Consider the following 25,313-nt stretch of genomic DNA (forward strand, 5'->3'; position numbering starts at 1 on the left):
TTAGCGCATGGTCGAGTTCCGCATCGACCGCCGCAGCGGTGTCGCCACGTACCTCCAGATCGTCCAGCAGACCAAACAGGCCCTGCGGCTGGGGCTCCTGGAGCCCGGTGACCGGCTGCCGACGGCGCGCGAGGTCGTCGAGGCGACCGCCGTCAACCCCAACACCGTGCTCAAGGCATACCGCGAGCTGGAGCGCGAGGGCCTGGTGGAGGCCCGCCGCGGCCTGGGCACCTTCGTCCAGAAGTCGCTGGGCGCGGGACCGGCCGACTCGCCGCTCGCGGGCGAACTGACCGACTGGATGCGCCGGGCGCGCACCGCCGGGCTCGACCGCGAGGACGCCGCGGCGTTGTTCCAATCCGTGCTCGACCAGGAGTTCTCCGAGGGGGAGAGATGAACCGGCAAGAGGCCGCCGTCGAGGCGGCCGGGCTCGGCATGCGCTACGCGTGGGGCCGGGACCACGTACTGCGCGACTGCACCTTCCGGCTGCCCGCCGGCCGGATCTGCGCGCTCGTCGGACCCAACGGCGCGGGCAAGTCGACACTGCTCGCGCTCGCCGCGGGGCTGCTGCGCCCCACCGAGGGGCAGCTCCGCGTGTGCGGCACGACGCCCGGCGCCGCCCGCACACGGCTCGCCTACGTCGCCCAGGACAAGCCGCTCCACCCGCAGCTCACCGTGGCGGCGACGCTGCGGCTCGGCGCCGAGCTCAACCCGGGCCGCTGGGACCAGGATGCCGCCGAACGCGTCGCGTTCGGCAGCGGCCTGACGCCCGGTGCACGCGTCCGCGCCCTGTCCGGCGGGCAGCGCACCCGCGTGGCGCTCGCCCTGGCGCTGGGCAAGCGGGCCGAACTGCTGCTCCTGGACGAGCCGATGGCCGACCTCGACCCGCTCTCCCGCCACGAGCTGACCGGCGCCCTCATGGCCACGGCGGCGGAGCACGGCACCACCGTCGTGATCTCCTCGCACGTCGTCGCCGAACTGGACGGTGTCTGCGACCATCTGCTGCTGCTCGGCCAGGGCCGGGTCCGGCTGGCGGGCGACACCGACGACCTGCTGGCCGCGCACCGCCTGCTCACCGGCACCGGCGCGGACTTCGGGCCGCACACCGTCGTCGAGGAGCACCCCAACGGGCGCGGGCGCACCGCGCTGGTCCGCCCCGGCGGTGCGCTGGAGGGCGGCGACTGGCTGGTGGAGGAGCCCACCCTCGAGGAACTGGTCCTCGCCCATCTGCGCAACCCCGGGGCGCCCGCCCTGCTCACCGCCGACGCCACGCCCGCACGCCGCGAGGAGATCGCCGTATGACCGCCGTCGCCCCCGCCCCCCGGCCGCCGTTCCTGCGCGGTCTGCCCTGGTCGGTGGTGCGGCTGCACCGTACGGCGCTGTGGCTGTGGATCGCCTTCGTGGCGGCCGGGACCGGCTGGCTCCTTCGCGCCCTGTGGCTGAGCGCGGGGGACGAACGGTACGACCCCGCCTGCGCCCCACGCTGCATCGACCCGGAACCGTTCGACGCCTACATTCCCCTCCACCTGCAGGGCCGCGTGATGGCGATCCTTCCCCTCGCGGTCGCGGTGTTCGCCGGTGGCGCCCTTGTCGGCCGGGAACTGGAGCGGGGGACCGCCGCGCTCGCGTGGGTCCAGTCGGTCACCCCCACGCGCTGGCTCGCCACCAAGCTCGCCGTACCGGCCCTGCTGCTGACCGGCGGCACGACCGGCCTGACGCTGCTCTTCCGCCGGGTGTGGAGCACGGGCCACCCCGAGGACCGCCCCGGCTGGTACGAGAACGACATCTTCCTCTCCACCGGCCCGGTCCTGGTCGCCTACGTCCTGCTCGGTCTGGCACTGGGCGCCCTGGCCGGACTGCTGATGCGTCGCACTCTCAGTGGCCTCGGTCTCGCCTTCTTCGCGACCCTCCTGGTGTACGTCCTGCTCGCCATGGGCCGAACCCATCTGTGGCCGGCAACCCGGTGGACCGGCTTCGAGGCGGCCCGCCTGCCCGGCGACGCCGAACGGCTGGAGGTGGGCGTCATCACAGCCGCCGGGGAATCCGTGCAGGGTCCCGAGTGCAATCTGGACCAGCCCGGAGAATTCGACCAGTGCCTAACGAACAACGAATACACGGACGTATACGCCGTGGGACACCCCGCCTCGCACTACTGGCCGCTGCAGCTCGTCGAGACCGGCATCGTGCTGGCCCTCGCCGCCCTCGCCTGCTGGGCCGCCTTCGCGCTGCTCCGCCGCCGGACGGCCTGAGCCAGGGCCGTAGGGTGATCCGCACAGCATCGTCCCGCCCGGCCCGGAGGCCCGATGACCACGGATCAGCTGCCCATCTCCCGCATCCCGCGCACCGGGCTGCCCGCGCACGCGGTCGTCGTGGGCGATCCGGCGCGCTCGGCGGAGGTCGCCGCCCTGCTCACGGACGCGCGTGAGGTGTCGCACCATCGCGAGTACCGCACCTTCACCGGTACCTGGAGGGGCACCCCCGTCGTGGTGTCCTCGCACGGGGTCGGCGGGCCGGGCGCCATGTGCCTGTTCCAGGAGCTGGCGGAGGCCGGCGTCGGCACGATCCTGCGCCTCGGCACGGCCGGCGCCATCCGCGCCGGCATAGGGGACGGCGACCTGGTGATCGCCGAGGCCGCGGTGCGGGACGACGGCGTGACGCAGCAGCTGCTGCCGCCGGAGTACCCGGCGTTCGCCGCGCCGGAGGCGGTGCTGGCGCTGCAGCGGGCGGCGCGTGCGGTGGGGGCGCCGCACCACCGGGGCGTGGTGTGGACGCGTGCGGCCTTCCAGCCGGGCTTCCTGCCGCTGCCCGGCGAGGCGTACGCGGCGGCCGGGATCGCGGCGATCGAGATGGAGCTGTCGGCGCTGCTGGTGCTGGCCTCGACGCGCGGGCTGGTGGCCGGCGGGGCGCTCGTCGTCGACGGCGCCAACGCCGACGACCTGGTCGACGTGGAGGCCACCGGCGGCTACGACCCGCACCGGGCGGTGGTCGCCGAGGGGGTCGCCCGCGGCAGCCGGGTAACGTTGGACGCCTTGCATCTGCTGGCCACCGAGTACGGAAGCGACGAGAAGTGAGCGCTCAGGACGCCGATCTGCTGGTGCACGGCGGCGATGTGCTGACCGTCGACGCGGCGGGCACCGTCGTCACCGACGGCGCGGTCGCCGTACGGGACGGCGAGATCATCGCCGTCGGACCGGCGGAGGAGGTGCGCGCGGCCCACCGCGCCGCCGCGGAGATCGACGCCTCGGGGTGCCTGGTGCTCCCCGGGCTGGTCAACACCCACACCCACCTGGCGATGACCCTGCTGCGGGGCTGCGCCGACGACGTCGACCTGCAGGAGTTCCTGGCCCGGGTGATCCCCCGCGAGGCCGAACTGCTGTCGCCGCGCGCCGTGGCCGCGGGCGTGCGGGTCGCCGTGGCGGAGAGCGTACGGGCCGGGGTCACCACGGGCCTGGACATGTACTGGTTCCACGAGGCCGCCGAGGAGGCCGCGCGGGCGGCGGGCTGGCGGCTGCTGGCCGGTCCGACCTTCATGGACGTGCCCGGGCCGCCCGACGGCCGGCCGTACGGCGACCGCATGGCCTGGGCCGCGGCCGACCTGGCCGCGCGCACCGCCCCCGCGCCGGGCACCCGGCCGGTGGTCTTCGCGCACAGCGCCTACACCCTCGACCCCGAGCAGCTCGTCGCCATCACCTCGCTCGCCCGCGAGCACGGCGCGCTGCTGCACGTCCACGCGGCGGAGAACGCGGCCGAGGTCGCGATGGTGGTCGAGGCGCACGGCAAGCGGCCGGTCGAGCTGCTGGACTCGCTCGGAGTCCTCGGGCCCGACGTGCTGCTGGCGCACGCCGTGGACCTGACCGACGGCGAGATAGCCGCCCTGGCCAGGACCGGCACGTCCGTCGCGCACTGCCCGGTCTCCAACCTGAAGCTGGGCTGCGGCATCGCCCGCGTCCCCGAGCTGCTGGCCGCGGGCGTCACCGTCGGCCTCGGTACCGACGGTGTGGTGAGCTCCAACACCCTGGACGTCCTGGGCGCGGTGCGGGCCGCGGCGCTGGTGCACAAGGCCGCCGGCGACCCGACGGCCGTCGGCGCGGAACAGGCGGTGCGGATGGCGACGATCGAGGCCGCCCGCGCGCTGGGCCTCGCCGACCACCTCGGGTCCCTGGAGCCGGGCAAGCGCGCCGACCTGGCCGTCCTCGACCTCGGCGGGCCGCACCTCGCGCCGCGCCACGACCCCTGGTCGATGCTGGCCTACGCGGCCGCGGCCGCGGACGTACGGGACACCGTCGTCGACGGCCGGATCCTGATGCGCGACCGGGTGCTGCTCACCCTCGACGAACCGGCCGCCCTGCGCGAGCTGGAGGCACTGGAGCGGGAGCACCCCGCATGACCTCCGCCGTCGAACCCACCCGCGGCTTCACCGGGCGCAGCCGTGCCGCCGACCGCGACCCGCGGCTGCCTCCCGGCCAGTACGACGCCCGCGACACATGGCCGGTCCTGTCCGCCGAGGTCACGCCCACGATCGCCACCGCGGACTGGACGTTCCGGGTGGACGGCCTGGTGGACGGCGCGCGCACCTGGGACTGGGACGCGGCGCACGCGCTGCCCCGCTCCGAGTACCGGGGCGACATCCACTGCGTGACCGGCTGGTCCAAGTTCGGCGTGCGCTTCGGCGGGGTGTCGGTCGACGCCTTCCTCGAGGCCGCGCGCCCCTCCCCCGCCGCCACGCACGTCGTCGCCTGGTCCCACACCGGCTACGCCGCGAACCTGCCGCTCGCGGACGTCACCGGCGGCCGCGCCTGGATCGTCTGGGAGTACGACGGCGCGCCGCTCGCCCCCGAGCACGGCGGCCCGGCCCGGCTGGTCGTCCCGCACCTGTACTTCTGGAAGAGCACCAAGTGGATCGCCGGGCTGCGCCTGCTCGACCACGACGAGTCCGGCTTCTGGGAGCAGAACGGCTACCACCACCGGGGCAACCCCTGGCAGGAGCAGCGCTACGCCCATGACTGACCTCGTCGCCCCCGCGCCCGCCCCGGCGTTCGTCCCGCCGGCCCGGTTCGCCGTGCCCGGCCGGATCGCCGTGCCCGAGGCCGCGTCGTCGGTCTGGCGGCGCGCGGTGATCACGGAGATCCGCCGGGAGACCCCGCGCACCGCCACCTTCCGGCTCGCGGTGCCCGGCTGGGCGGGCCATCTGCCCGGCCAGTACCTGACGCTGCGCCTCACCGCCCCCGACGGCTACACGGCGCAGCGCAACTACTCGGTCGCCTCCGCCCCGGACGACTCCGGCCACATCGAGCTGACCCTCGACCTCGTGGCCGGCGGCGAGGTCTCCGGGCACCTGCACACCGTCGCCCGGCCGGGCGACACCGTCGAGGTCCGCGGCCCGCACAGCGGCTTCTTCGCCTGGACCGGGGACCACCCGGCGCTGCTGCTGGGCGCCGGATCGGGGGTCGTCCCGCTGATGTCGATGGTGCGGCACCGCCGGCTGCGCGGTCTGGACGTGCCGCTGCGGCTGATCGTCTCGGCCCGCACCCGCGAGGACCTGATCTACGCCGCCGAGTACGGCCCGGAGACGAGCGTGCTGCTCACCCGCGCCGAGGGCCGCCTCACCGCCGCCCACCTGGCCCCGCTGCTGGCCGATCCGCCACCGGGCGGCTGGGAGGCGTACGTGTGCGGCGGCAACGGCTTCGCCGAGCACGCCTCGCGCCTGCTGGCGGCCGCCGGGCAGCCGCTCGACCGGATCCGGATCGAGCGATTCGGCTGATCAGCGAGGTTCGGGTATTCTCCTCTTTACGTGATCTTCCGGGGCACCGCTCCGGGGGACCTCACCGGGACGTGGCGCAGCTTGGTAGCGCACTTGACTGGGGGTCAAGGGGTCGCAGGTTCAAATCCTGTCGTCCCGACGGTGATTTCACAGGTCACAGGCCGTGTTCGCAGCAGCGGACACGGCCTTTGCGTGCCCGGCGTGCCGGTACCGCGGTCGGCCCCGTCGAGCGAGCCGCCGTCGAACCGGTTCTGCCGCCCGTGGGCATGCTGCCTCCGTCCTCCGCTCGCCGGCCCGGCGGCGCGATCCCTTTCCCGCGGAAGGTCACCGGCCCCGGAAGGTGCGGGCATAATGGCCCGATACATCGGATGTCCGGGGAGGCGAGGGGCTCATGGCGGTCACCGACGAGGCGATCGAGAAGATCAAGGAGATGATCGTCTCCGGCGCGCTGCGCCCCGGCGACCGGCTCCCCAAGGAGAGCGAACTCGCCGCGGATCTCGGGCTGTCGCGCAATTCCCTGCGCGAGGCGGTCCGCGCGCTGTCCCTGATCAGGATCCTGGACGTACGCCAGGGCGACGGCACCTACGTCACCAGCCTGGACCCGCAGTTGCTGCTGGAGGCGCTGAGCTTCGTGGTGGACTTCCACCGCGACGACACCGTCCTGGAGTTCCTCGCGGTGCGCCGCATCCTGGAGCCCGCGGCCACGGCGATGGCGGCCGCGCGCATCGCCGAGTCCCAGCTGGAGGCCCTGACCGAGCAGCTGGAGGCGCTGGGCACGGCGCCGTCGGTGGAGGAACTGGTCGCGTGCGACCTGGAGTTCCACCGGGGCATCGTGCAGGCCTCGGGCAACTCGGTGCTGTGCTCGCTGCTGGACGGGCTGTCCGGGCCGACCACGCGGGCCCGGATCTGGCGCGGGCTGACGCAGGAGGACGCGGTCAGCCGCACCCTGCACGAGCACCGGGCCATCCTGGCGGCACTGCGCGACCGGGACGCCGAGGCCGCGCGGTCCTGGGCGACGGTGCACGTCGCCAGCGTGGAGCAGTGGCTGCGCTCCACGCTCTGAGACCCGGCGGTTCCCCGCCGGATCCCACCGGCGGGCGAACCGCGCCGTGCCGGGGTGCGTCCGGTCCTTCGTAAGAGTGATCGAAAAGAGGGATCGGATGAATCCACGCTTCAGGCTGCGCCTGCGCCGCCCCTCGGCCCGTACGCTGCGCCGCGGCGCGCTGCTGGTCGTGCTCGCCGTCCTCCTCCCGGTGCTCGCCGCCGGGGTCGCCCTGCGCCTGGAGTACACCGGCGACGTCTCCGGCGCCGGCGGCAACCGCGACCGGAACGCGGTGTGGCTCGGGCACGCCTGGGTCGACGGGGAGCGCGACGAGGCGGACCTGACGGCGCTGGCCCGGGAGTTGCGCGGCAGCGGCACCCGGGACCTGTACGTGCACACCGGGCCCCTGGAGTTCGACGGCAGCCTCGACGCCCGACTGTACCCGGGCGCGCGGGACATGATCGACCGGATGCACACGGTGCTGCCCGGGGTCCGCGTCCAGGCGTGGCTCGGCCAGGTCCTGTCGCACGACGGTTCCGAGGGCCTGCACCTGGACGACCCGGCGGCCCGCGTCCGGGTACGGGACAGCGCCGCCCAGGTCCTGGCGGCCGGGTTCGACGGGGTGCACCTGGACCTGGAGCCGATGTACTCCGACGACCGCGGCTTCCTCGCGCTGCTGGACTCGGTGCACCGGCTCACCGCCGCCCGCGGCGTGCCGCTCTCGGTCGCGACCCACCAGATCGACCCGCTGCCCTCCCTGCACTCGGTGAGCGGCCCGCTGTTCAATCACCCCAAGTGGTGGTCCCAGCGGTACTTCGCGGAGGTGGCCCGGCGCGTGGACCAGGTCGCGATGATGACCTACGACACCGCCCTGCCCCTGGAGGGCCTGTACGGCGGCTACGTGGCCCAGCAGACCGCGCTCGCCCTGGAGGTGACGCCGCCGGAGACCGATCTGCTCGTCGGCCTGCCCGGGTACCACACGAACAATCTGGGCCGCCACGCGTGGGCGGAGACCGTCACGGCCGCCGTGCGCGGCGCCCGGCTCGGGCTCGCCCGCGAGGCGCCCTCCCGCGAGCGCTTCGGTCTCGCGCTGTACGTCGACTTCGCCGCGACCCCCGCCGACTGGGCCGCGTACCGCTCGGCGTGGAGCGGTGGCTGACCGGACGCGTACCTCCGATGACTCTGGGGATCATCCCCCTACGAAGGCGGCGGCACCTGTCCCGCGAAGCCGTAGGCTGGTGCAGCACGCGAAGGAACGGCAGCCGGCGGGGGTGGCACCATCCCCCTTCCGGCCGGAAGGAGGCGCTGGGTGATCGAGCTCGAGGGGGTTCCCGAGCTGATCGACCCGGTCATGGTGGCCGCGTTCGAGGGCTGGAACGACGCCGGGGACGCCGCCTCCGCCGCGGTCGGGCATCTGGACCGGGAGTTCAAGGGCGAGGTGTTCGCCGCGCTGGACGCCGAGGACTACTACGACTTCCAGGTCAACCGCCCCACGGTCTGGATGGACGGCGGAACACGGCGGATCACCTGGCCCACCACGCGGCTGTCCGTCATCCGCATCGAGACCCCCAAGCCACGTGACCTCGTCCTCGTACGGGGCATCGAGCCCAGCATGCGCTGGCGCTCGTTCTGCAACGAGATCCTGGGCTACGCCCATGAGCTCGGCATCGAGATGGTGGTGGTGATGGGCGCCCTCCTGGGCGACACCCCGCACACCCGTCCGGTGCCGGTCACGGCCGTCACCTCCGACCCGGACCTGGCGACCGCGCTCAACCTGGAGGAGTCCCGCTACGAGGGCCCCACCGGCATCGTCGGCATCCTCCAGGAGGCCTGCACCCATGCCGGCATCCCGGCGGTCAGCCTGTGGGCGGCCGTGCCGCACTACGTGTCGCAGCCGCCGAACCCGAAGGCGACGCTGGCGCTGCTCAACCGTCTGGAGGACCTGCTGGACCTGCGCATCCCGCTCGGCGAGCTGCCGGAGGACGCGCGCGCCTGGCAGGTCGGCGTGGACCAGCTCGCGGCCGAGGACAGCGAGGTCGCCGAGTACGTCCAGACGCTGGAGGAGGCCCGCGACACGGCGGAGCTTCCGGAGGCCTCCGGCGAGGCCATCGCCCGCGAGTTCGAGCGCTATCTGCGGCGCCGCGACCCGCAGGCGGGCGAGTCCGACGCGGGCCCCTACCTGCGGGACATGTCGCAGAAGCCCAAGGACGACCGGGACGAGAAGGAGGACGGCGCCGACGGGGAGTGACCCGCGCGGCGCCGCCCCGAAGAACCGGAGCGACCGGAGCGACCGAAGAAAGCGAAGAAAGCGAAGAAGCGAAGGAACCTGCAGAACGGCCCGGCCGCCGCCCCGCACAGGGGGCGGCGGCCGGGCCGTTCCGCGGGGGTGTCAGAGAGCGACGCCCAGCAGCGCGTCCACGGCGCGGGAGACCAGGCCGGGGGCGCCGGTGTCCGTGCCGCCCTCGGTCTCCTGCCGGGCCGCCCAGCGGTCCACGGCGGTGAGCGCGGCGGGGGCGTCGAGGTCGTCGGCGAGCGCCTCGCGGATCTCCTCCACCAGCGCCTCGGCCGGCGGGCCGTCGGGGCGCGAGACGGCGGCGCGCCAGCGGGCCAGCCGCTCCACCGCGTCGGCGAGCACCGCGTCGGTCCACTCCCAGTCCTGGCGGTAGTGGTGGGCGAGCAGGCTGAGCCGTATGGCCGCCGCGTCCACCCCGTCGCGGCGCAGCTGGGAGACGAAGACGAGGTTGCCCTTGGACTTGGACATCTTCTCGCCGTGCAGCGCGACCATGCCGGCGTGGACATAGGCCTTCGCCATGGGGAACTCGCCGGTGAGCACCTGGGCGTGCGAGGCGCCCATCTCGTGGTGCGGGAAGGCGAGGTCGGAACCGCCGCCCTGCACGTCGAAGCCCATGCCGAGGTGGTCCAGGGCGATGGCCACGCACTCGATGTGCCAGCCGGGGCGGCCCCGGCCGAGGCTGCCGCCGTCCCAGCTGGGCTCCCCCTCGCGGGCGGCGAGCCACAGGATCGGGTCGACGGGGTTCTTCTTGCCCGGGCGGTCCGGGTCGCCGCCGCGCTCGGCCGAGAGCGCGCGCATCGCGGCCGCGTCCAGGTGGGAGACGCTGCCGAAGTGCGGGTCGGAGTCGACGTGGAAGTAGATGTCGCCGTCCAGTTCGTAGGCGGCGCCGGCCTGGCGCAGCCGCTCGACCAGCGGGACGATCCCCGGGATGGCCTCGACCGCGCCGATGTAGTGGGCGGGCGGCAGCATCCGCAGGGCGGTCATGTCCTCGCGGAACAGGGTCGTCTCGCGCTCGGCGAGGGCCGTCCAGTCCTCACCGGTCTTGTCGGCGCGCTCCAGCAGCGGGTCGTCGACGTCGGTGACGTTCTGGACGTACTGGACCTGGCGCTTCGTGTCGAGCCACACCCGCTGCACGAGGTCGAACGCGTTGTAGGTGGCCGCGTGACCCATGTGGGTGGCGTCGTAGGGGGTGATCCCGCACACATAGATGCGGGCGACCGGACCGGGGCTCAGGGTTACCGGGCCACCGGTCGCGGTGTCGTGGAGGCGGAGGTCGCGCCCAGTGCCCGGAAGGGCAGGGACGTCGGAAGCGGGCCAGGCATGCATGTCATGAGATTAACCGCCCGCGTGATCCACAAACGACAGGCGGGCTCGCTCGCGACGACGGGCCCGGACCTTCAGATGGGCGGCCAGGGGATGGCGGGCCACTCCCCCGAGGGCTCCGGGTGACGTCCTGAGGCGAGCAGCTCGGCGACGCGGGTCCGCAGCGCGTCCAGCTCGGCGGGCGTGATGAGTTCCGCCAGCCGGGCGCCGAGGCCCCCGTCGGCGAGCTCCGCGGCGAGCTTGCCGAGGACCTCGGCGGTCTCGCCGGTGAGCGGTTCGCCGGCCCAGCCCCACAGGAGGGTGCGCAGCTTGTTCTCCGTGTTGAAGGTCACGCCGTGGTCGATCGCGTAGAGCTGCCCGTCGGCGGCCGGCAGCAGGTGGCCGCCCTTGCGGTCGGCGTTGTTGATCACGGCGTCCAGGACGGCCAGCCGGCGCAGCCGGTCGTCGTCGGCGTGCACCAACAGCGCGGTGCGGCCCTCGCCGACCTCGGCGAAGCCCACCGCCTTCCAGCCCTCGCCGGGTTCCTCGCCCTCGACGAGGGCGAGGAGGCCTTCGCCGCCCTCCTCCGGGGTCTCGATCCACAGCTGCACCATGCCCTCGCCGTACGGCCCGTCCCGCAGCACGGTCGGCGGCACCAGGCCCCAGCCGGTGGCCTCGGAGACCAGGTAGGCGGCGACCTCGCGCTGGGCGAGCGTCCCGTCGGGGAAGTCCCACAGCGGCCGCTCGCCTGCCACCGGCTTGTACACGCAGTGGGCGCGTACGCCGTCGTGCTCGACCGCGCAGTAGAGGACCGCGTTGGAGGCGTCCCGCAGCCGCCCGCGCACGGTCAGTTCACCGTGCGCCAGCAGCTCGGCGGCTATGTCCCCGTTCAGGCCGTCGCCGACCGCCGGTACCCGTTCTGACGCGGGCATACGTGTCCTTCCGGATCCAGGGGCAGGCTGCACAGCGGGCAGGGCGGGCGGCCGGCCGCGACGACGTCGAGGGCGCGCTTGGCGAAGGAGCGGGCCTGGGCGCCGGTCAGGCGCACCCGCAGCAGCGGGGGTCCGTTCTCGTCGTCCTGCAGGAGCATCTCCTCGGCCGCCTCGAGGTCCTCCTCGTCCTCCGCCTCGATCTCGACCAGCGCCTGGGCTTCCAGGATCATCCGTTCCTCGGCGCCGTCCCAGGCCAGGGCCATGGTGCCGACCCGGAACTCCTCGTCGACGGGGACCTCGAGCGGCTTGTTGTCGAGCAGCTCCGTGGGGGCCACGGCGGGCACGGGGGCGGCGCCGCCGGTGCGGCGCACGACCTCGTCCAGCAGCTCGTCGATGCGCTCGGCGAGTGCCTCGACCTGGGTCTTCTCCAGCGCGACACTGGTCGTCCGGCCGGCGGCGCTCGCCTGCAGGAAGAAGGTGCGTTGGCCCGGTTGGCCCACGGTGCCGGCGACGAAGCGTTCGGGCTTGTCGTAGAGGAACACCTGACGAGGCACGTCCTGCTCCGTTAGTTCGGTGTCTTCGGGGTTCGGTCCACCCTACTGCGGAAGCTGATCACGGTGCGCCCGCACCGCCCCCGACCTCCGCGTCGCCCGGGGCCGCGGTGGGCCGCTCCCTGGGACGCAGGCTGTCGAGGCTGCCGGTGTCGCCGAGCCGCAGCAGGAAGGGACGCTCCGGGGTGTAGCGGATCGCGGTGACCGAGCAGGGGTCGACGGCGATGCGCTGGAAGAGGTCGAGGTGCATGCCGAGGGCGTCGGCGACGATGGACTTGATGATGTCGCCGTGGGAGCACACCACGTAGAGGGCGTCGGGTCCGTGGCTCTCCTCGATGCGGGCGTTCCACTCGCGCACCGCGTCCACCGCGCGGGCCTGCATGGCGCGAACCGACTCGCCTCCCTCGCCGGGGAACACCGCGGCCGAGGGGTAGCGCTGGACGACACCCCACAGCGGCTCGTCGGCCAGCTCGGCGATCTTGCGGCCGCTCCAGTCGCCGTAGGCGCACTCCGAGATCCGCTCCTCGATGTGGAGCGGCACGTCGGGCAGTGCGTCCAGCAGCGGCTGCACGGTCTCCCGGCACCGCTGCAGGGGGCTGGTGACGACGGCCGCGGGCGGCAGTCCGGCCAGCCGGGCCGCGAGCGCGCCGGCCTGGTCACGTCCGGTCTCGTCGAGGGCGACTCCGGGGAGCCGTCCGGCCAGCACTTTCTCCGCGTTGGCGGTGGACCGGCCGTGCCGGACCAGGATCACGGTGGGCATGACCGCAACCATACGACCACCGGTTGTCCGGTGTGGCGCCGACGTAACGCGGAAGAAGACAGGTGTGATCGTCGACTGCGCCATTTACCGCGACGGGGAGCGCACTGCCGCCCCCGACGACCTCTCCGACGCGCTCGAGGCGGCGCGGTCGACGGAGGGGGGTTTCGTGTGGATCGGCCTGTACGAGCCGACGGAGAAGGAGTTCGACCTCGTCAGCCGCGAGTTCGGGCTGCACCCACTGGCCGTGGAGGACGCGCTCTGCGCCCACCAGCGGCCCAAGCTGGAGGTGTACGAGGGCTCGCTGTTCCTGGTGCTCAAGCCCGTCTCGTACGACGACGAACACGACACGGTCACCGCGGGCGAGTTGATGATCTTCGTCGGGGACGGCTTCGTCGTCACCGTGCGCCATGGCGAGGCGATCGCCCCGGGTGAGATCCGGCACCGCCTGGAGGCGGAGCACGAGGTCCTCAAGCACGGGCCGACCGCGGTGATGTACGCCATCAGCGACACCGTCGTGGACGACTACATGGTGGTCGCGGCCGATCTCCAGGCCGACCTGGAGGACCTGGAGACGGAGGTCTTCGCCCCGGAGGGCCGCAGGTCCGTCGCGCGCCGGGGCGCCGAGAGCACGGCGAGCCGGATCTACGGGTTCAAGCGCCAGCTGCTGGAGTTCCGGCGGGCGACCGCGCCGCTGATGCAGCCGATGATCCGGCTCTCGGCGGGCACGGTGCCGCATGTGGCGGCCGGCACACAGCCCTTCTTCCGCGACGTGGCCGACCACCTGACCCGGGCCAGCGAGCTGGTGGACAGCCTCGACCGGCTGCTCAGCGATGTGCTGAGCTCCCATCTGACCCAGGTGGGGGTGCGGCAGAACGACGACATGCGCAAGATCTCGTCGTGGGCCGCCATGGCGGCGGTGCCCACCATGATCGCGGGCATCTACGGCATGAACTTCCGCTACATGCCCGAACTCCACCAGGTATGGGGCTATCCCGCGGTCCTGGCGGTCATCGCCGTGTCCGAGATCCTGCTGTACCGGATGTTCAAACGGCACGGCTGGCTCTGAACGGTCTCCCGGCCGCTCGCGGGACGCGGGCGCGGGGCCGGGAGACCGCCCGGACCGGCCGGACCGCTCAGACCGCCGGTTCCGCCGCGGGTTCGGGGCCACCGAGGGCGTCGCGGCGCTGGGGCATGACGAGCCTGACCATCCGCCGCCAGCCGCCCAGGCGTTCGTACGCGTGGACCCCGTGGATGCCGGCCCGCAGCACCGCGGCCTTCGCCCCGGACCAGCCGAGGATCCGGCCCATGTGGTCCATGACGGCGAGGCTGACGTCGCGGTAGATGCGGATCTCGGCGCGGGCGCACTCGCGCAGGACGCGCTCGATGTCGGCGCCGTGGCCGGCCTCGGCGAACCTCAGCAGTTCCTCGTGGCAGTAGGCGAGGTGGTTGTCCTCGTCGGCGGAGATCATGCGGACCGCCCTGCCGATGTCGGCGTGGCCGGCGAAGTGCTTGGTGAGCAGGGCCATCTGCTCGGAGGCGCGCTGTTCGGTGACCCGGCTGTGGGCGAGGTAGGTGACGACGTCCCGCACGGTCAGGGGCTCGTCGCGGCGCAGCTTGTCGTGGGCGAGGCCGATGCCGCCGCGCTCGAGGAGCATGGTGTAGTCGGTCTCCGGGGGGACCGGGACGGGTTCGAGGCCGCGCTTGCGCATCAGGGCGTGGAAGATCCGGCCGTGCTTGTCCTCGTCGGCGCCGTGCCGGGCGATCTTGGGGGCCAGTTCACGCTGGGACTCGGGGACCAGCGCGGCGATCCTGCCGTTCTCCCAGCCGCCCTGCGACTCACCGCTGGCGGCGATCGAGCAGAACAGCCGGAAGGAGTCGTCGTTGTCGAGGATCTCCTGGAACAGACTCCGGGCGGAGAGCATGCCGTACCTCCTGCGCGAATCGGGCATACGCAAAAGACGAGTCAAGTCGCCCGCAAAGCATGAGGCAACAGGCCCGGGCGTCAACTCGGCCGAACGGATGAGGGCCGTACGGAAGCGGAGACGTAACCCCTGGGGCGTCCGGGCGTTGTGTTTGGTGACGGCCGTGGCGGGGAAGACCCCCGAGCCCCCACCACGGCCGCGGAAACCGAGGGGCCCCGCCGCCGGCCGAAGTGCCCGTGATTTCATAGCCCCTCGGAGGGGTTACGACCAAGACATGTTCAGCAAGGCGACGCGCAGCCGGACGACGGCACGCCCCGGAGGCCCGGCGGGATCGGACTGGGCCCCTTACCCACGCCTTGACGACGCGGCACGCGCCTACTTCCTCCACGCCGATGTGGCCCTCGAGGCGATCGACGGCGTCCTGGGCCGGCGGCGGGTCCGCGGTTTCACCCTCGAACGCGTCGTCGACCTGACGGAGGCCGGCACCTCGGTGTGGCAGGAGGCCGCGGTCTGCGACGGGCGGCGGCTCGTCCTGTGGCACAGCGAGGAGGTCGCCGACGAGGACGCACCGGGCGGTCGGGTGGTCGACTCCTCCGTGCAGGTGCTGCCTCTGGAGGCGATCGGCCACGTCGGCATGCGCACCCTGGTGGGCCGCGACGAGCAGGGCCGGCGGATCGACCGCGGGGTGTACGTGGTGCTGGCCACCGCCATGCCGCACGAAATGAGCGCGGTGCGCGGGGACGCCGACGGCACGATCGCCTCTGCCCGCTTCCGCCCGGAGTCCTTCCGCTTCAGCAAGTCCCTCGACGACGGCGGGGCCGGCCAGATAGCGCGACTGATCGCCTTCGGACGGATGATGGGGCGCCTGGTCCCGGGCTGAGCCGGGACCGGCGCCGAAGGCCCTCCGCCGCCGCGGCGGTCCGGCTACTGCGCGAGTCCGGCGCGCTCCAGCGCCTCGACACCCGCGCGCAGTGCGGCGACCCGCTCGTCCAGGGTGAACCCGGCCGGGGCCAGCGTCAGCGTGGTGACACCGGCCGCCGCGTAGGCCTGCATCCGGTCCGCGATCCGCTCCACCGAGCCCAGCAGGGTGGTGGAGTCGATGAGTTCGCGCGGGATCGCGGCGGCGGCGCCGTCCTTGTCGCCGGACAGGTACTTGTCCTGGACCTCGGCGGCCTCCTTCTCGTACCCCATGCGCTGCGCGAGCCGGTTGTAGAAGTTCTGGCTGCGGCTGCCCATGCCGCCCACGTAAAGGGCCGTGTAGGGACGGAAGATGTCGGCCAGCGCGTCGATGTCCTCGCCGACCGCGAGCGGCACCGTCGGGCAGACGTCGAAGCCCTCCATGGTCTTCCCGGCCTTCTCGCGGCCCGCCCGGATGTGGCGGAGCGCGGTGTCCTCCAGGTGGGCGGCGGAGGGGAAGATCAGCAGCGCGCCGTCGGCGATCTCGCCGGTCTGCTCCAGGTTCTTCGGGCCGATCGCGGCGATGTACAGCGGGATGCGCTCGCGCACCGGGTGCACCGTCAGCTTCAGCGCCTTGCCGGGGCCGCCGGGCAGCGGCAGCGTCCAGTGCTCGCCCTCGTGGCTCAGCCGCTCCCGGGACATCGCCTTGCGGACGATCTCGACGTACTCGCGCGTACGGGCCAGCGGCTTGTCGAATGTGACGCCGTACCAGCCCTCGGAGACCTGCGGGCCGGAGACGCCCAGGCCCAGCCGGAAGCGGCCGCCGGACAGGGAGTCGAGGGTGGCGGCGGTCATCGCCGTCATCGCGGGCGTACGGGCCGGGATCTGGAAGATGGCCGAACCGACGTCGATGCGCTCGGTCTGCGCGGCGACCCAGGACAGCACGGTGGGCGCGTCCGAACCGTAGGCCTCGGCCGCCCAGCACACGGAGTAGCCGAGGCGGTCCGCCTCCTGCGCCACGGCGAGGTTGTCGGCGTCCATCCCGGCGCCCCAGTAGCCGAGGTTGATCCCGAGCCGCATGGCGATCCCCTTACCGATGAGTAACGTCCTTGTTCCCCGGACCCTATCGCTCCGGGCGCGCGCCGGCGCCTGTCGGGTACGTCACTCCTGCCCAAAGCTCCCGGACGACCAGTAATCTCACCCCTCATGGAGCAAAGGCACCTCGGCCGTACGGGACTGCGCGTGTCCAGGCTCGGGCTCGGCACGCTGACGTGGGGGCGCGACACCGGCGAACTCGACGCCGCCGACCAGCTCAAGGCCTTCTGGGAGGCCGGGGGCACGCTCGTGGACACCGCCGACGTGTACGGGGACGGCGGCGCCGAGTACCTCCTCGGCCGGCTGGTGGAGGACCTGGTGCCGCGCTCGGACCTGGTGATCGCCACCAAGGCCGGGAGCGTCCCCGACCCCTACCGCCGCTTCGACGCCTCGCGCGGCCATCTGCTGACCGCCCTGGACGCCTCCCTGCAGCGGCTCGGCACGGACTACGTCGACCTGTGGCAGGTGCACGCGTACGACACGACCACCCCGCTGGACGAGACGCTGCAAGCCCTCGACCTCGCCGTGAGCTCCGGCCGGGCCCGCTACGTCGGCGTGTCCAACTTCTGCGGCTGGCAGCTGGCCAAGGCCGCCACCTGGCAGCAGGCCCTGCCGGCGCGCACGCCGCTGGCCAGCACGCAGATGGAGTACTCGCTGCTGCAGCGCGGCATCGAGCGCGAGGTGCTGCCCGCCGCGCTGGACCTGGGGGTGGGGCTGCTGCCCTCCTCCCCGCTGGGACGCGGGGTGCTGACCGGCAAGTACCGGCACGGGACCCCCCAGGACTCCCGCGGCGGCTCCGAGGACATGGCGCCCTTCGTCGCCCCCTACCTCGACGAGACGGCCCGGCTCATCGTGGACGCGCTGGCCATAGCGGCCGACGGGCTGGCCGCCAGCCCGCTGGAGGTGGCCCTCGCCTGGGTGCGGGACCGCCCCGGCGTCACCGCGCCGATCGTCGGGGCGCGCAACGCCAGGCAGCTCGCGGCGGCGTTGTCGGTGGAGACCCTTAGTCTTCCGGATGAGATCTGCCAGGCGCTGGACGACGTCTCTGCGCCGGTGCACCGCTATCCGGACCACGACTGGAGCACGCTGTGATCGGGCCCCGACCGTAGTCCGCCGTACAACGGAGGCCACCGTGACCGAGGACCGCGAAGACCGCGACCGCGAGGACCGCGCCGAGCCGGAGGAGACCGCCGGCGAGGAGACCGCGGCTCCCCGGCGGCCCCGGCCGTCGACCGAGGGCGTCGGTTCGCAGCTCCCCGCCGAACTCACGGACCTGGCCGCGGCGGTGCGGGCCATCGAGCGCGGGGAGCGCCCCGCGGCGCCCGTGAAGCGCGGCGGGCCCGCGCGGCCCGCGGCCGCCCCCTCCCCCGCGCCGGCGCCGGCGCCCGTGGCGCGGCCGTCGCTGCCCGCGCAGCTCAGCGGGGACGCCGTGGCGGCCGCGCGGACGGTGCTCGCGGCGGGCGGGGCCCCGGAGAGCCTGGCCGAGGCCGCCGTGGAGGCACTTGGCGAGCGGGCCGGGGACGCGCTGCGCGAGGATCCGTGGCAGATCCTGGCGCTCGCCGGGATCCGGGTGGAGCAGGCCGACGGCTTCGCCAAGACGCTGCTCGGCGGCGAGGGCGGCCCCGGCGACGAGCGGCGCGTGCGCGCGCTGGTCGTCTGGCTGCTGGAGCGGGCCGCCGAGCGGGGCCACACCGCGCTCGAGTGGGGCACGCTCGGCGCGGCGCTCGGGCAGAACGGGGTCGCCGACGCCGAGGAGACCCTGAAGGCCGCCGTCGCGGACGGCCTGGTGCTGGTCTTCCATGTGCCGGACGAGAGCGCCGGCGCCCGTACGGCGGCCGACGACGAGGACGAGGAGGCCCCGGTGCGGCTGCTCCTCGGTCTTGACCGCTTCGCGCTGGCCGAGGAGAGCCTCGCGGACGGCCTGAGCAGGCTCCTCAACACCTTCGACGCGGACGGCTCGCAGGACTGGGAGGGCGCGGCCGGCGCGGCCCCGTCCCCCTCCGCCGCCGCGCTGGTCCGCGCCGCCGCCGGGAGCGGGCTGGTCGCCCACACCGGCGCGGAGGCGGCCCGGGAGGAACCGGCGGCGCTGGTGGCGGCCGCCCGCTCCCTGGGACTGCGGGCCTGGGCCGTGGCGGCCACCGAGGACGGCAGGCGGCGGCTGGCCGGTGCCGTGGACGCGGATGCGACAGCCACCCTCGCCGGGCTGCTCTCGGGCCACGAGGGCCCCGGGCGGGACGAGGACGGCGCACTGGCGCTGGATCTGCTGGCGGTGCTGGACGCGCCCCAGCTCGACGTGGAGACCGCCGCGACCCTGGTCGAGTCCGTGCCCGACGGGGCGCGCCTGGTGCTCTCCGGCGACCCGGCGGTGCTGTGGTCCCCCGGGCCCGGCCGGGTCTTCGCCGACCTGCTGGCGGCGAAGGTGTGCCCGCAGGTCGCCTCGCGCACGCCCGACCCCGGCCCGGTCGGCGAGCTGGTCTCCGGGATCGGCTTCGGCGAGCTGGCCGAGGTCGACGCCCCCGGGAAGGAGGTCGTGATCGTCCCGGTGCGGGACGCCGGCGAGGCCGTGCACCGTACGGTCCAGCTCGTCGCGGACTCCGTGCCCCGTGTCATCGGGGTGCCCCCGGAGCACACCCAGGTGATCACCCCGGGCCACGGCGGTGCCGCCGGCACCCGGGCACTCAACGCCGCGCTCAAGGAGCGTCTCAACCGCGGGCCCGGCCGCTTCGGCGGCTTCGACCCGGGTGACCGGATCATGTACGCCCCGGCCGCCGGGACGGCCGTGCCGGGCACCGTCGTCTCCGCCGACGCGCAGGGGCTGCGGCTCGACTGCGGGGGTACGCCCGTGGTGGTCGCGCCGGACGCCGTGGCCGCCGAGGTGCGGCACGGCTGGGCCGTCACGGCGCACCAGGCGGCGGGCCGCCGCTGGCCGGCCGCGGTCGTGGTCCTGCCGGGGGACTCCGCACAGGCCCTGACCCGGGCCTGGGTCTACACCGCGTTCAGCCGCGGGGAGCGCCATCTGTCCGTGGTGCAGGGCATCGAGCAGGCGCTGCCCCGGGTCGTGGCGGAGGTCCCCGCCCGGGACCGGACCACCCGCCTGCGCGACATCCTGCGCGAGCAGGCGGCCGCCGCCGCGGCGGAGTGATCCACGGCGCGGGCCGGGGGCTGCTCCCCCTGGCCCGCGGCGAGGCCGCGCCGGCGCCGGATCAGGCCATGCGGTCCAGCTCGTCGGCGTCGGCCTCTTCGTCGTAGACCGCGCTGACGTCGAAGCGGCAGAGCAGATGCCGCGGGTCCGCCTGGTCGAAGGGCGCGGCGAGCCACTCGCCCGGCTCCGCGGGCCCCGCCGCGGTGACCCAGAGCGTGGAGTCGCCCTCCTCCAGACCGAACTCCTTGTGGCGCTCGGCGATCTCGTCGGGCTCGTACTCCCCGAAGAGGGCACCCACCGCCGCGCCGACGTCGCCGCCGCCTTCGGCCGTGGCGGAGTCGGAGACCCGTTCCGCCTGGCGGCGCAGCCGCTGCGGGTCGGCCACCGTGTAGTCCCGGCGGATCAGGACACTGATCGCGCCCGGTTCCTCGGGCCCGGAGTACTCGGGGAGGGTGTCCCCGAGCGGCACCTCGAAGGGCGTGACCTCGTCATAGGTGTCGTAGAGCAGCTCGTCGTAGGCCTCGGCAGCCGAGGCGAGAGCTTCGAAGGCCCCGTAGACCGCGGGATCGTCCTCCCCGGTGCGGTTCTCGATCGCGGCCAGGTGGCGGTCCAGCGCGGCTTTCACCGCCTCGACGGCGGCTCGTACCTCGGCAACGGTGGGCTGCGCGGCATCAGACATGCAGAAGACGCTATCCGTACCGAGGCGTTCCCCGCACAATAGATGCGATGCCTGAATACGAATTCAGAGATGTGTACGTGCCCCGGGGAGTCTCCCGCAAGGAGGCCCAACGCCTGCTGACCGACCACGCGGAGTACGGTCACTGGGAGCTCGACCGGCTCCGCCTCTACCCGGACGGCAGCCGCCGGGTACGGCTGCGCCGCCGGATCATCCGGCAGATACGCGCCACCTGGTGAGATCGCCCCGTACGCGGAACGGGGCCCCGCGAAACGCGGGGCCCCGCTCGAAGGGGTGAGACCGTGACGCTCAGTTCTTGACTGCGCGGGCGCGGCGGAAGAGCACCGCGCCGCCCAGCAGGAGACCGGCGCTGGTCAGCAGACCCGTGGCGATGTCACCGGCACCCGTGCGGGCGAGGGACGGACCGCCGTGGCCCATCGACTGCGGCTGGTTGCCGCCGCCGTTACCGCCACCGCCGTTACCGCCACCGCCGCCACCGCCGCCGTTCTCCTTGCCCGGCTTGTGGTGGTTGCCGTGCTTCCCGGGCTTGTGGTGGTGACCCTTGCCCCCGTGGTGGTAGCCACCACCGGTGTTGGCGCAGGTGTTGCCCGCCGCCGGGTTCAGGATCCCGATGACGTCGATGGTGTTGCCGCAGACGTTGACCGGGATGTTGATCGGCGCCTGGATCACGTTGCCGGACAGAACGCCCGGGGAGCCGACCGCCGCGGCACGCGCGGAGGCGCCGCCACCGCTGTGACCGTAGCCGTCGTCGCCGTAGCCCTTGCCGCCGCCCTTACCGCCGCCGTAGCCCTTGCTGCCGCCCTGGCCGTAGCCCTTGCCGCCGCCGTAGCCACCCTTGCCGCCGTCCTTGTCGCGGTAGCTGCCGCCGGACTTGCCGCCGTAGCCGCCGCTCTCCTTCTTCCCGTAGCCCTTGCCCTGGCCGTAGCCGTGGCCCTTGCCGTGGTCGATGGAGCCGTTGACGCAGGTGTTGCCCGCCGCCGGGTTGAGGAGCCCGACCACGTTGACGGTGTTACCGCAGGCGTTGATCGGAATGTTCACCGGCGCCTGGATGGTGTTGCCGGACAGAACGCCCGGTGAACCGGCGGCGACCCCGGACGCGTGGGAGTCCGCGTAGGCCATGCCGCCGGTGACGGCGAGCACGCCGCCTGTCGCGACTGCCGTGAGCAGCCCCTTTTTCGCGACTTGTCGCATTGAATGTCCCTGCCTCTTGCTTTTTCCGATACGGAAACCGGCGGACTATCGCCCGCCGGGGGAATGAATGACCCCCCGGGGCCGGATAACCGGTGTCCCACCCCTAGCCGGTGCGGCGGCCCCGGAACGCGAAGACGGCGCATCCGGGGCCGCCGGGATCAGGCCTGCAGCAGTGCGGCCCGCCGCGGCGTCAGTTGTTGAAGCAGGCGTTGCCCAGGGCCGGGTTCAGCAGCCCCACGATGTTGATCGTGTTGCCGCACAGGTTGACCGGGATGTTGACGGGCACCTGGATCACATTGCCGGAGAGGACCCCCGGGGAACCGACAGCGGCGGCCTGAGCGCCGGAGTCGGCGACGGCCACGCCGGCACCCGCAGCCACGAGCCCTCCGGTGACAGCGGCAGCAGCGACGACCTTCTTGATCATTTTTCCTCCTTGTTGGCAAAACGGCCCCAACCTCGGACCGCACACGAACCAACGACCAGGGAGGAGGCGCGCTACTGCCGCCGGGATTCATTCACTCTTTTCGGCTAAGCGGCAAGAAATGTCGATGATGCGAGCGTCGTTTCAGCAGTTCGCGAGAAAACGGTCGAGAACGCGCACGCCGAACTTCAGTCCATCGACCGGTACGCGCTCGTCCACGCCGTGGAACATCCCCGCGAAATCGAGTTCCGGCGGCAGTTGCAGCGGAGCGAATCCGAAGCAGCGGATCCCCAGGTCGTCGAAGGACTTGGCGTCGGTCCCGCCGGACAGGCAGTACGGCACGGCCCGGGCGATCGGGTCCTCGGCCTTCAGCGCGGCCTGCATGGCCTCGACCAGGGCACCGTCGAAGCTGGTCTCCAGCGCCTTGTCGGAGTGCACGTCCTCGCGCTTCACCCGGGGGCCGAGGATCCGGTCGATGTCGGCCAGGAACTCCTCCTCGTGCCCGGGCAGGAAGCGCCCGTCGACGTGCGCGGTGGCCTGGCCGGGGATGACGTTCACCTTGTAGCCGGCGCCCAGCATCGTGGGGGCGGCGGTGTTGCGCAGCGTGGCCCCGATGATCTTCGCGATGCCGCCCAGCTTGGCGAGCGTCACCTCCATGTCCTCCGGGTCGAGCTCGGTACCGAGGGCGTCGCCCAGCTCGTCCAGGAAACCGCGGACGGACTTGGTCACCCGCACCGGGAACTCGTGCCGGCCGAGCCTGCCGACCGCCTCGCAGAGCTCTGTGATGGCGTTGTCGGTGTTGGTCATCGAGCCGTGGCCGGCGGTGCCGTCCACGGTCAGCCGCATCCAGTGCATGCCCTTCTGGGCGGTCTCGATCAGGTAGAGGCGGACGTCCTCGTTGACGGTGAAGGAGAAGCCGCCGACCTCGCCGATGGCCTCGGTCACCCCCTCGAAGAGTCCGGGGTGCCGGTCGACCAGGTGCCGCGCCCCGTAGACGCCGCCGGCCTCCTCGTCGGCGAGGAAGGCCAGCACGATGTCGCGGGGCGGACGGCGGCCGCTGCGCAGCATGTCGCGCACGACGGCCAGGGTCATGGCGTCCATGTCCTTCATGTCGACCGCGCCGCGCCCCCACACGCACCCGTCGGCGATCTCGCCGGAGAAGGGGTGGTGGGTCCAGTCGTCGGCGTTCGCGGGGACGACGTCGGTGTGGCCGTGGATCAGCAGGGCCGGACGGGAGGGGTCCTCGCCGGCGATGCGGGCGACGGTGGAGGCCCGCCCCTTGTGCGACTCGAAGATCTGCGGCTCCAGGCCGACCTCGGCGAGCTTCTCCGCCACGTACTCGGCGGCGGCCCGCTCACCCGGCCCGGAGTGGTCGCCGTAGTTGCTGGTGTCGATCCGGATGAGGTCCCGGCAGAGGTCGACGACCTCGTCCTCTGCGGTGGTCGTACGGGCGGCCGAGTTCGACTCACTCACGCTGACTCCTTCGTTCGTCGGTCCCGGCCATCCTCCCCCGCGTCCTCCGCGGCCCGCGAGGGCCCCGGGGCGGCCGTCACGTTCCCGCCACGGGAAGCGTGTGATCGGGGACCTCCGGATGTTTGCTATTGTTTTCCACGTCGCCGGGCCGAGTGCCGGGCGGCGAACACCTTGTCCGGGTGGCGGAATGGCAGACGCGCTAGCTTGAGGTGCTAGTGCCCTTTATCGGGCGTGGGGGTTCAAGTCCCCCCTCGGACACCATGCAGACGCCTGTGGGCGGCACGACCGGGAGACCGGCGGGTGCCGCCCACAGGCGTTTGTGGCGTCTTCGCGTCCTCCGCCGGCTTCGGCTTTCGCTTCCGCTTCCGGTGGCGGGGCCGTCAGCCGCCGAGGATGGCGCGTTTCTGCGTCTGGAACTCCTCCTCGGTGAGGATTCCCTGCTCCTTCAGTTCTCCGAGCTGCTTGAGCTGCTCCAGCTTGCCCGCCATGTCGCCCGTGGGGGCGGGCGGAGGCGGGGCGGCGGGAGGCACGCTGGCGGGCGGCGGGGCGGGCGCGGGCTCCTGGACCGGGGCCTGTCCGTAGTCCTGCTGGGCCCATCGGCCCTGCTGCCGTCGCGCCACACGTTGTGAGACCGCGGTGGCCGTGCCCGCGACGACGGCCGTGCGTACCGCTCCACGCAGTAGACCGGGCATGATGCCGTCCCTTCCGGTGGCTCCTGGGCCTCCATTCGACCACCCTGCCGGGCGTGCCGCACGCCGTGCCGGGGCCGGTGCGTCGCTCCGTCCGGCCGGGCCGTCCGTGAGGGAGCGCCGACGTTCGCGTGCCCCTTCCCGATGACCGGGAAGCCCTGGTGACGGGCGCGAGCCCGGGCACCGGGAGGGACCACCGCGAGCGGGAGGGGGTGACGGGCGATTGAGCCGACTGGTCGCGCCCGGCATGACAGGTCCGGCGCTTCGGGGCAGCGTTGCCTTCGCACCGCTCTCCGCACAGACGAGGACGCTCACCATGGCAGATCTCCGGCGGCACGGCATCCGCGCCGGCGCCCTGTTCCTTCTGCTCGGCGCCGCGGGCTGCTCCGGCCTGACGCCCAAGGCGGTGGGCTCGTTGGTGTACACCACCCCCGACAACAAGGTGGTCCAGCTCGACAGCCCCTCGGTGGACGGCTGCCACCAGCTGCCCCCCACGGGCGCCAGGTCCGTCGCCAACAACACGCTCAACGACGTGATCCTGCACACCGGCCCCGGCTGCAAGAACCTGGAGGGCACGGAGAGCTACTACCTGGCGACGAAGACCAGCAACCCCGGCATGCCCGACGCCGAGCCGTGGATGAGCTTCACCGTCGTCGGCGGCAACGCCTGACCGGAGGTCATCAAGGCCCGGGCTCGCCGGCGTCCAGGGAGGCCAGCACGGCCTGCACGGGGATCCGGCCGCTGGCGACGAGCCTGCCCCCGCCCCGGCGCACCGCGACCGCGAGGGGCGCGGCCCACAGGTTCTCGTAGACCAGGACGGCGGCGGAGCTGCCCGGTTCGAGGACGGCGGCGGCGTCCTCGAGGTCGTCCTCGCCGAGCAGCCCGGAGGAAGCGCCCTGGAACACCTCGAGTTCACCGAGTCCCTCGGCGGTGAGGTCGGCGATCTCCAGGCCGGCGATGCTCCCGTCCGCGTCCTTGCGGACGAAGGTCAGGTCGAGGACGCGGATGAGCCCGCGGTCCACCAGGTCGAGCAGGAGGGGGAAGGCCTCGCCGGTCATGCGGTTGCCGGGGAACTCGATCACCACGTAGTCGATGGGGCCCATCTCGTCGATTGGGTCGCTCACGGCACTGCTCCCTTCCCCCGCTCG

General features: G+C 73.3%; 28 protein-coding genes and 2 tRNA genes. 18 read left to right on the plus strand and 12 right to left on the minus strand.

The genetic code is table 11. The features are described from left to right. Nucleotides 1-7: 7 nt before the first annotated feature. The 11 genes from CHF15_RS25085 (at nucleotide 8) to CHF15_RS25135 (ending at nucleotide 9,048) form a co-directional block, all read left to right on the plus strand. Nucleotides 8-394: a GntR family transcriptional regulator gene (locus CHF15_RS25085; RefSeq protein WP_089226148.1), complete on the plus strand. Its 387-nt coding sequence runs from the start codon at nucleotides 8-10 to the stop codon at nucleotides 392-394. Next, nucleotides 391-1,299: an ABC transporter ATP-binding protein gene (locus CHF15_RS25090; protein ID WP_089226149.1), complete on the plus strand. Its 909-nt coding sequence runs from the start codon at nucleotides 391-393 to the stop codon at nucleotides 1,297-1,299. The genes CHF15_RS25085 and CHF15_RS25090 overlap by 4 nt, the downstream gene beginning before the upstream one ends. Continuing rightward, nucleotides 1,296-2,246 (plus strand): ABC transporter permease, encoded by a 951-nt coding sequence (locus CHF15_RS25095; protein WP_245939035.1) that lies wholly within the window; start codon nucleotides 1,296-1,298, stop codon nucleotides 2,244-2,246. Before CHF15_RS25090 ends, CHF15_RS25095 begins: the two co-directional genes overlap by 4 nt. A gap of 54 nt (nucleotides 2,247-2,300) precedes the next feature. After that, a complete protein-coding gene (locus CHF15_RS25100; protein WP_089226150.1) occupies nucleotides 2,301-3,068 on the plus strand; it encodes a nucleoside phosphorylase in 768 nt (255 codons plus the stop codon). After that, the gene (locus CHF15_RS25105; RefSeq protein WP_089226151.1) at nucleotides 3,065-4,384 is read left to right on the plus strand and encodes an amidohydrolase; all 1,320 of its coding nucleotides are present in this window, start codon (nucleotides 3,065-3,067) and stop codon (nucleotides 4,382-4,384) included. Before CHF15_RS25100 ends, CHF15_RS25105 begins: the two co-directional genes overlap by 4 nt. Then, nucleotides 4,381-5,004: a sulfite oxidase-like oxidoreductase gene (locus CHF15_RS25110; RefSeq protein WP_089226152.1), complete on the plus strand. Its 624-nt coding sequence runs from the start codon at nucleotides 4,381-4,383 to the stop codon at nucleotides 5,002-5,004. The genes CHF15_RS25105 and CHF15_RS25110 overlap by 4 nt, the downstream gene beginning before the upstream one ends. Continuing rightward, complete coding sequence (locus CHF15_RS25115; RefSeq protein ID WP_089226153.1) at nucleotides 4,997-5,758, plus strand: ferredoxin reductase; 762 nt, start codon at nucleotides 4,997-4,999, stop codon at nucleotides 5,756-5,758. The genes CHF15_RS25110 and CHF15_RS25115 overlap by 8 nt, the downstream gene beginning before the upstream one ends. A 65-nt stretch (nucleotides 5,759-5,823) precedes the next feature. Beyond that, nucleotides 5,824-5,897: transfer RNA gene (locus CHF15_RS25120), tRNA-Pro, on the plus strand. A gap of 252 nt (nucleotides 5,898-6,149) precedes the next feature. Next, the gene (locus CHF15_RS25125; protein ID WP_089226154.1) at nucleotides 6,150-6,821 is read left to right on the plus strand and encodes a FadR/GntR family transcriptional regulator; all 672 of its coding nucleotides are present in this window, start codon (nucleotides 6,150-6,152) and stop codon (nucleotides 6,819-6,821) included. Between the two features lie 97 nt (nucleotides 6,822-6,918). Then, nucleotides 6,919-7,959 carry a glycoside hydrolase family 18 protein gene (locus CHF15_RS25130; protein ID WP_089226155.1) on the plus strand — a complete coding sequence of 347 codons (1,041 nt, stop codon included), beginning with the start codon at nucleotides 6,919-6,921 and terminating at the stop codon, nucleotides 7,957-7,959. Between the two features lie 150 nt (nucleotides 7,960-8,109). Continuing rightward, nucleotides 8,110-9,048 carry a PAC2 family protein gene (locus CHF15_RS25135; RefSeq protein ID WP_089226156.1) on the plus strand — a complete coding sequence of 313 codons (939 nt, stop codon included), beginning with the start codon at nucleotides 8,110-8,112 and terminating at the stop codon, nucleotides 9,046-9,048. A gap of 141 nt (nucleotides 9,049-9,189) precedes the next feature. Here CHF15_RS25135 and mshC read toward each other — a convergent pair whose 3' ends face one another. The 4 genes from mshC to CHF15_RS25155 all read right to left on the minus strand — a co-directional run bounded on the left by mshC (nucleotide 9,190) and on the right by CHF15_RS25155 (nucleotide 12,638). Then, nucleotides 9,190-10,419, minus strand: a complete 1,230-nt coding sequence (gene mshC, locus CHF15_RS25140) for a cysteine--1-D-myo-inosityl 2-amino-2-deoxy-alpha-D-glucopyranoside ligase (protein ID WP_089226157.1) — start codon at nucleotides 10,417-10,419, stop codon at nucleotides 9,190-9,192. A 71-nt stretch (nucleotides 10,420-10,490) separates the two neighbouring features. Beyond that, complete coding sequence (locus tag CHF15_RS25145; RefSeq protein ID WP_089226158.1) at nucleotides 10,491-11,327, minus strand: SCO1664 family protein; 837 nt, start codon at nucleotides 11,325-11,327, stop codon at nucleotides 10,491-10,493. Continuing rightward, nucleotides 11,285-11,881, minus strand: a complete 597-nt coding sequence (locus CHF15_RS25150) for a DUF3090 domain-containing protein (RefSeq protein ID WP_078619872.1) — start codon at nucleotides 11,879-11,881, stop codon at nucleotides 11,285-11,287. Before CHF15_RS25150 ends, CHF15_RS25145 begins: the two co-directional genes overlap by 43 nt. Nucleotides 11,882-11,939: 58 nt before the next feature. Further along, nucleotides 11,940-12,638 carry a histidine phosphatase family protein gene (locus tag CHF15_RS25155; RefSeq protein WP_089226285.1) on the minus strand — a complete coding sequence of 233 codons (699 nt, stop codon included), beginning with the start codon at nucleotides 12,636-12,638 and terminating at the stop codon, nucleotides 11,940-11,942. Between the two features lie 64 nt (nucleotides 12,639-12,702). Here CHF15_RS25155 and corA point away from each other — a divergent pair, with 64 nt between their 5' ends. Further along, nucleotides 12,703-13,704, plus strand: coding sequence for a magnesium/cobalt transporter CorA (gene corA, locus CHF15_RS25160; protein ID WP_089226159.1), 1,002 nt, complete (start codon nucleotides 12,703-12,705; stop codon nucleotides 13,702-13,704). Nucleotides 13,705-13,771: 67 nt separating this feature from the next. Here corA and CHF15_RS25165 read toward each other — a convergent pair whose 3' ends face one another. Then, the gene (locus tag CHF15_RS25165; protein WP_089226160.1) at nucleotides 13,772-14,560 is read right to left on the minus strand and encodes a hypothetical protein; all 789 of its coding nucleotides are present in this window, start codon (nucleotides 14,558-14,560) and stop codon (nucleotides 13,772-13,774) included. 274 nt (nucleotides 14,561-14,834) lie between these two features. Here CHF15_RS25165 and CHF15_RS25170 point away from each other — a divergent pair, with 274 nt between their 5' ends. Further along, nucleotides 14,835-15,440, plus strand: a complete 606-nt coding sequence (locus CHF15_RS25170) for a hypothetical protein (RefSeq protein ID WP_089226161.1) — start codon at nucleotides 14,835-14,837, stop codon at nucleotides 15,438-15,440. 44 nt (nucleotides 15,441-15,484) lie between these two features. Here CHF15_RS25170 and CHF15_RS25175 read toward each other — a convergent pair whose 3' ends face one another. After that, a complete protein-coding gene (locus CHF15_RS25175; RefSeq protein WP_089226162.1) occupies nucleotides 15,485-16,537 on the minus strand; it encodes an LLM class F420-dependent oxidoreductase in 1,053 nt (350 codons plus the stop codon). 126 nt (nucleotides 16,538-16,663) lie between these two features. Between CHF15_RS25175 and CHF15_RS25180 the strand changes: the two genes are divergently transcribed. Beyond that, a complete protein-coding gene (locus tag CHF15_RS25180; RefSeq protein ID WP_089226163.1) occupies nucleotides 16,664-17,644 on the plus strand; it encodes an aldo/keto reductase in 981 nt (326 codons plus the stop codon). A 40-nt stretch (nucleotides 17,645-17,684) separates the two neighbouring features. Next, nucleotides 17,685-19,694, plus strand: coding sequence for a helix-hairpin-helix domain-containing protein (locus tag CHF15_RS25185; protein ID WP_089226164.1), 2,010 nt, complete (start codon nucleotides 17,685-17,687; stop codon nucleotides 19,692-19,694). 61 nt (nucleotides 19,695-19,755) lie between these two features. Here CHF15_RS25185 and CHF15_RS25190 read toward each other — a convergent pair whose 3' ends face one another. Then, nucleotides 19,756-20,373 carry a hypothetical protein gene (locus tag CHF15_RS25190; RefSeq protein WP_089226165.1) on the minus strand — a complete coding sequence of 206 codons (618 nt, stop codon included), beginning with the start codon at nucleotides 20,371-20,373 and terminating at the stop codon, nucleotides 19,756-19,758. A gap of 47 nt (nucleotides 20,374-20,420) precedes the next feature. On the opposite strand from CHF15_RS25190, the gene CHF15_RS25195 reads away from it, so the two are divergent. Then, nucleotides 20,421-20,609 (plus strand): DUF5703 family protein, encoded by a 189-nt coding sequence (locus CHF15_RS25195; RefSeq protein ID WP_026250995.1) that lies wholly within the window; start codon nucleotides 20,421-20,423, stop codon nucleotides 20,607-20,609. A 70-nt stretch (nucleotides 20,610-20,679) separates the two neighbouring features. Here CHF15_RS25195 and CHF15_RS46610 read toward each other — a convergent pair whose 3' ends face one another. The 3 genes from CHF15_RS46610 to CHF15_RS25210 form a co-directional block, all read right to left on the minus strand. Continuing rightward, a complete protein-coding gene (locus tag CHF15_RS46610) occupies nucleotides 20,680-21,582 on the minus strand; it encodes a chaplin (protein ID WP_089226166.1) in 903 nt (300 codons plus the stop codon). A gap of 190 nt (nucleotides 21,583-21,772) precedes the next feature. Further along, the gene (locus CHF15_RS25205; RefSeq protein ID WP_018559022.1) at nucleotides 21,773-22,006 is read right to left on the minus strand and encodes a chaplin; all 234 of its coding nucleotides are present in this window, start codon (nucleotides 22,004-22,006) and stop codon (nucleotides 21,773-21,775) included. A gap of 141 nt (nucleotides 22,007-22,147) precedes the next feature. Then, nucleotides 22,148-23,476 carry a M20/M25/M40 family metallo-hydrolase gene (locus tag CHF15_RS25210; protein WP_089226167.1) on the minus strand — a complete coding sequence of 443 codons (1,329 nt, stop codon included), beginning with the start codon at nucleotides 23,474-23,476 and terminating at the stop codon, nucleotides 22,148-22,150. A 173-nt stretch (nucleotides 23,477-23,649) separates the two neighbouring features. On the opposite strand from CHF15_RS25210, the gene CHF15_RS25215 reads away from it, so the two are divergent. After that, nucleotides 23,650-23,737: transfer RNA gene (locus tag CHF15_RS25215), tRNA-Leu, on the plus strand. Nucleotides 23,738-23,856: 119 nt separating this feature from the next. Here CHF15_RS25215 and CHF15_RS25220 read toward each other — a convergent pair. Beyond that, entirely contained in the window at nucleotides 23,857-24,168 is a 312-nt protein-coding gene (locus tag CHF15_RS25220) for an SHOCT domain-containing protein (protein WP_089226168.1), read from the minus strand. 313 nt (nucleotides 24,169-24,481) lie between these two features. Between CHF15_RS25220 and CHF15_RS25225 the strand changes: the two genes are divergently transcribed. Next, a complete protein-coding gene (locus CHF15_RS25225; protein ID WP_089226169.1) occupies nucleotides 24,482-24,835 on the plus strand; it encodes a hypothetical protein in 354 nt (117 codons plus the stop codon). A gap of 10 nt (nucleotides 24,836-24,845) precedes the next feature. Here the strand turns inward: CHF15_RS25225 and CHF15_RS25230 are convergent, their stop codons facing one another. Then, nucleotides 24,846-25,268 (minus strand): DUF6325 family protein, encoded by a 423-nt coding sequence (locus tag CHF15_RS25230; protein ID WP_089226286.1) that lies wholly within the window; start codon nucleotides 25,266-25,268, stop codon nucleotides 24,846-24,848. Nucleotides 25,269-25,313 lie beyond the last annotated feature (45 nt).

This window comes from Actinacidiphila glaucinigra (assembly GCF_900188405.1).
Classification (GTDB): domain Bacteria; phylum Actinomycetota; class Actinomycetes; order Streptomycetales; family Streptomycetaceae; genus Actinacidiphila; species Actinacidiphila glaucinigra.

What these genes read in the sequence shown, in the direction of transcription:
- CHF15_RS25155 (WP_089226285.1), bottom strand. Translation starts at nt 12,638, where the DNA reads ATGCCCACCGTGATCCTGGTCCGGCACGGCCGGTCCACCGCCAACGCG.
- CHF15_RS25145 (WP_089226158.1), bottom strand. Translation starts at nt 11,327, where the DNA reads ATGCCCGCGTCAGAACGGGTACCGGCGGTCGGCGACGGCCTGAACGGG.
- CHF15_RS25205 (WP_018559022.1), bottom strand. Translation starts at nt 22,006, where the DNA reads ATGATCAAGAAGGTCGTCGCTGCTGCCGCTGTCACCGGAGGGCTCGTG.
- CHF15_RS25115 (WP_089226153.1), top strand. Translation starts at nt 4,997, where the DNA reads ATGACTGACCTCGTCGCCCCCGCGCCCGCCCCGGCGTTCGTCCCGCCG.
- mshC (WP_089226157.1), bottom strand. Translation starts at nt 10,419, where the DNA reads ATGCATGCCTGGCCCGCTTCCGACGTCCCTGCCCTTCCGGGCACTGGG.
- CHF15_RS25125 (WP_089226154.1), top strand. Translation starts at nt 6,150, where the DNA reads ATGGCGGTCACCGACGAGGCGATCGAGAAGATCAAGGAGATGATCGTC.
- CHF15_RS25130 (WP_089226155.1), top strand. Translation starts at nt 6,919, where the DNA reads ATGAATCCACGCTTCAGGCTGCGCCTGCGCCGCCCCTCGGCCCGTACG.
- CHF15_RS25190 (WP_089226165.1), bottom strand. Translation starts at nt 20,373, where the DNA reads ATGTCTGATGCCGCGCAGCCCACCGTTGCCGAGGTACGAGCCGCCGTC.
- CHF15_RS25165 (WP_089226160.1), bottom strand. Translation starts at nt 14,560, where the DNA reads ATGCTCTCCGCCCGGAGTCTGTTCCAGGAGATCCTCGACAACGACGAC.
- CHF15_RS25225 (WP_089226169.1), top strand. Translation starts at nt 24,482, where the DNA reads ATGGCAGATCTCCGGCGGCACGGCATCCGCGCCGGCGCCCTGTTCCTT.
- CHF15_RS25230 (WP_089226286.1), bottom strand. Translation starts at nt 25,268, where the DNA reads ATGGGCCCCATCGACTACGTGGTGATCGAGTTCCCCGGCAACCGCATG.
- CHF15_RS25195 (WP_026250995.1), top strand. Translation starts at nt 20,421, where the DNA reads ATGCCTGAATACGAATTCAGAGATGTGTACGTGCCCCGGGGAGTCTCC.
- CHF15_RS25090 (WP_089226149.1), top strand. Translation starts at nt 391, where the DNA reads ATGAACCGGCAAGAGGCCGCCGTCGAGGCGGCCGGGCTCGGCATGCGC.
- CHF15_RS25110 (WP_089226152.1), top strand. Translation starts at nt 4,381, where the DNA reads ATGACCTCCGCCGTCGAACCCACCCGCGGCTTCACCGGGCGCAGCCGT.
- CHF15_RS25175 (WP_089226162.1), bottom strand. Translation starts at nt 16,537, where the DNA reads ATGCGGCTCGGGATCAACCTCGGCTACTGGGGCGCCGGGATGGACGCC.
- CHF15_RS25085 (WP_089226148.1), top strand. Translation starts at nt 8, where the DNA reads ATGGTCGAGTTCCGCATCGACCGCCGCAGCGGTGTCGCCACGTACCTC.
- CHF15_RS25100 (WP_089226150.1), top strand. Translation starts at nt 2,301, where the DNA reads ATGACCACGGATCAGCTGCCCATCTCCCGCATCCCGCGCACCGGGCTG.
- CHF15_RS25170 (WP_089226161.1), top strand. Translation starts at nt 14,835, where the DNA reads ATGTTCAGCAAGGCGACGCGCAGCCGGACGACGGCACGCCCCGGAGGC.
- CHF15_RS25180 (WP_089226163.1), top strand. Translation starts at nt 16,664, where the DNA reads ATGGAGCAAAGGCACCTCGGCCGTACGGGACTGCGCGTGTCCAGGCTC.
- CHF15_RS25220 (WP_089226168.1), bottom strand. Translation starts at nt 24,168, where the DNA reads ATGCCCGGTCTACTGCGTGGAGCGGTACGCACGGCCGTCGTCGCGGGC.
- CHF15_RS25095 (WP_245939035.1), top strand. Translation starts at nt 1,296, where the DNA reads ATGACCGCCGTCGCCCCCGCCCCCCGGCCGCCGTTCCTGCGCGGTCTG.
- CHF15_RS46610 (WP_089226166.1), bottom strand. Translation starts at nt 21,582, where the DNA reads ATGCGACAAGTCGCGAAAAAGGGGCTGCTCACGGCAGTCGCGACAGGC.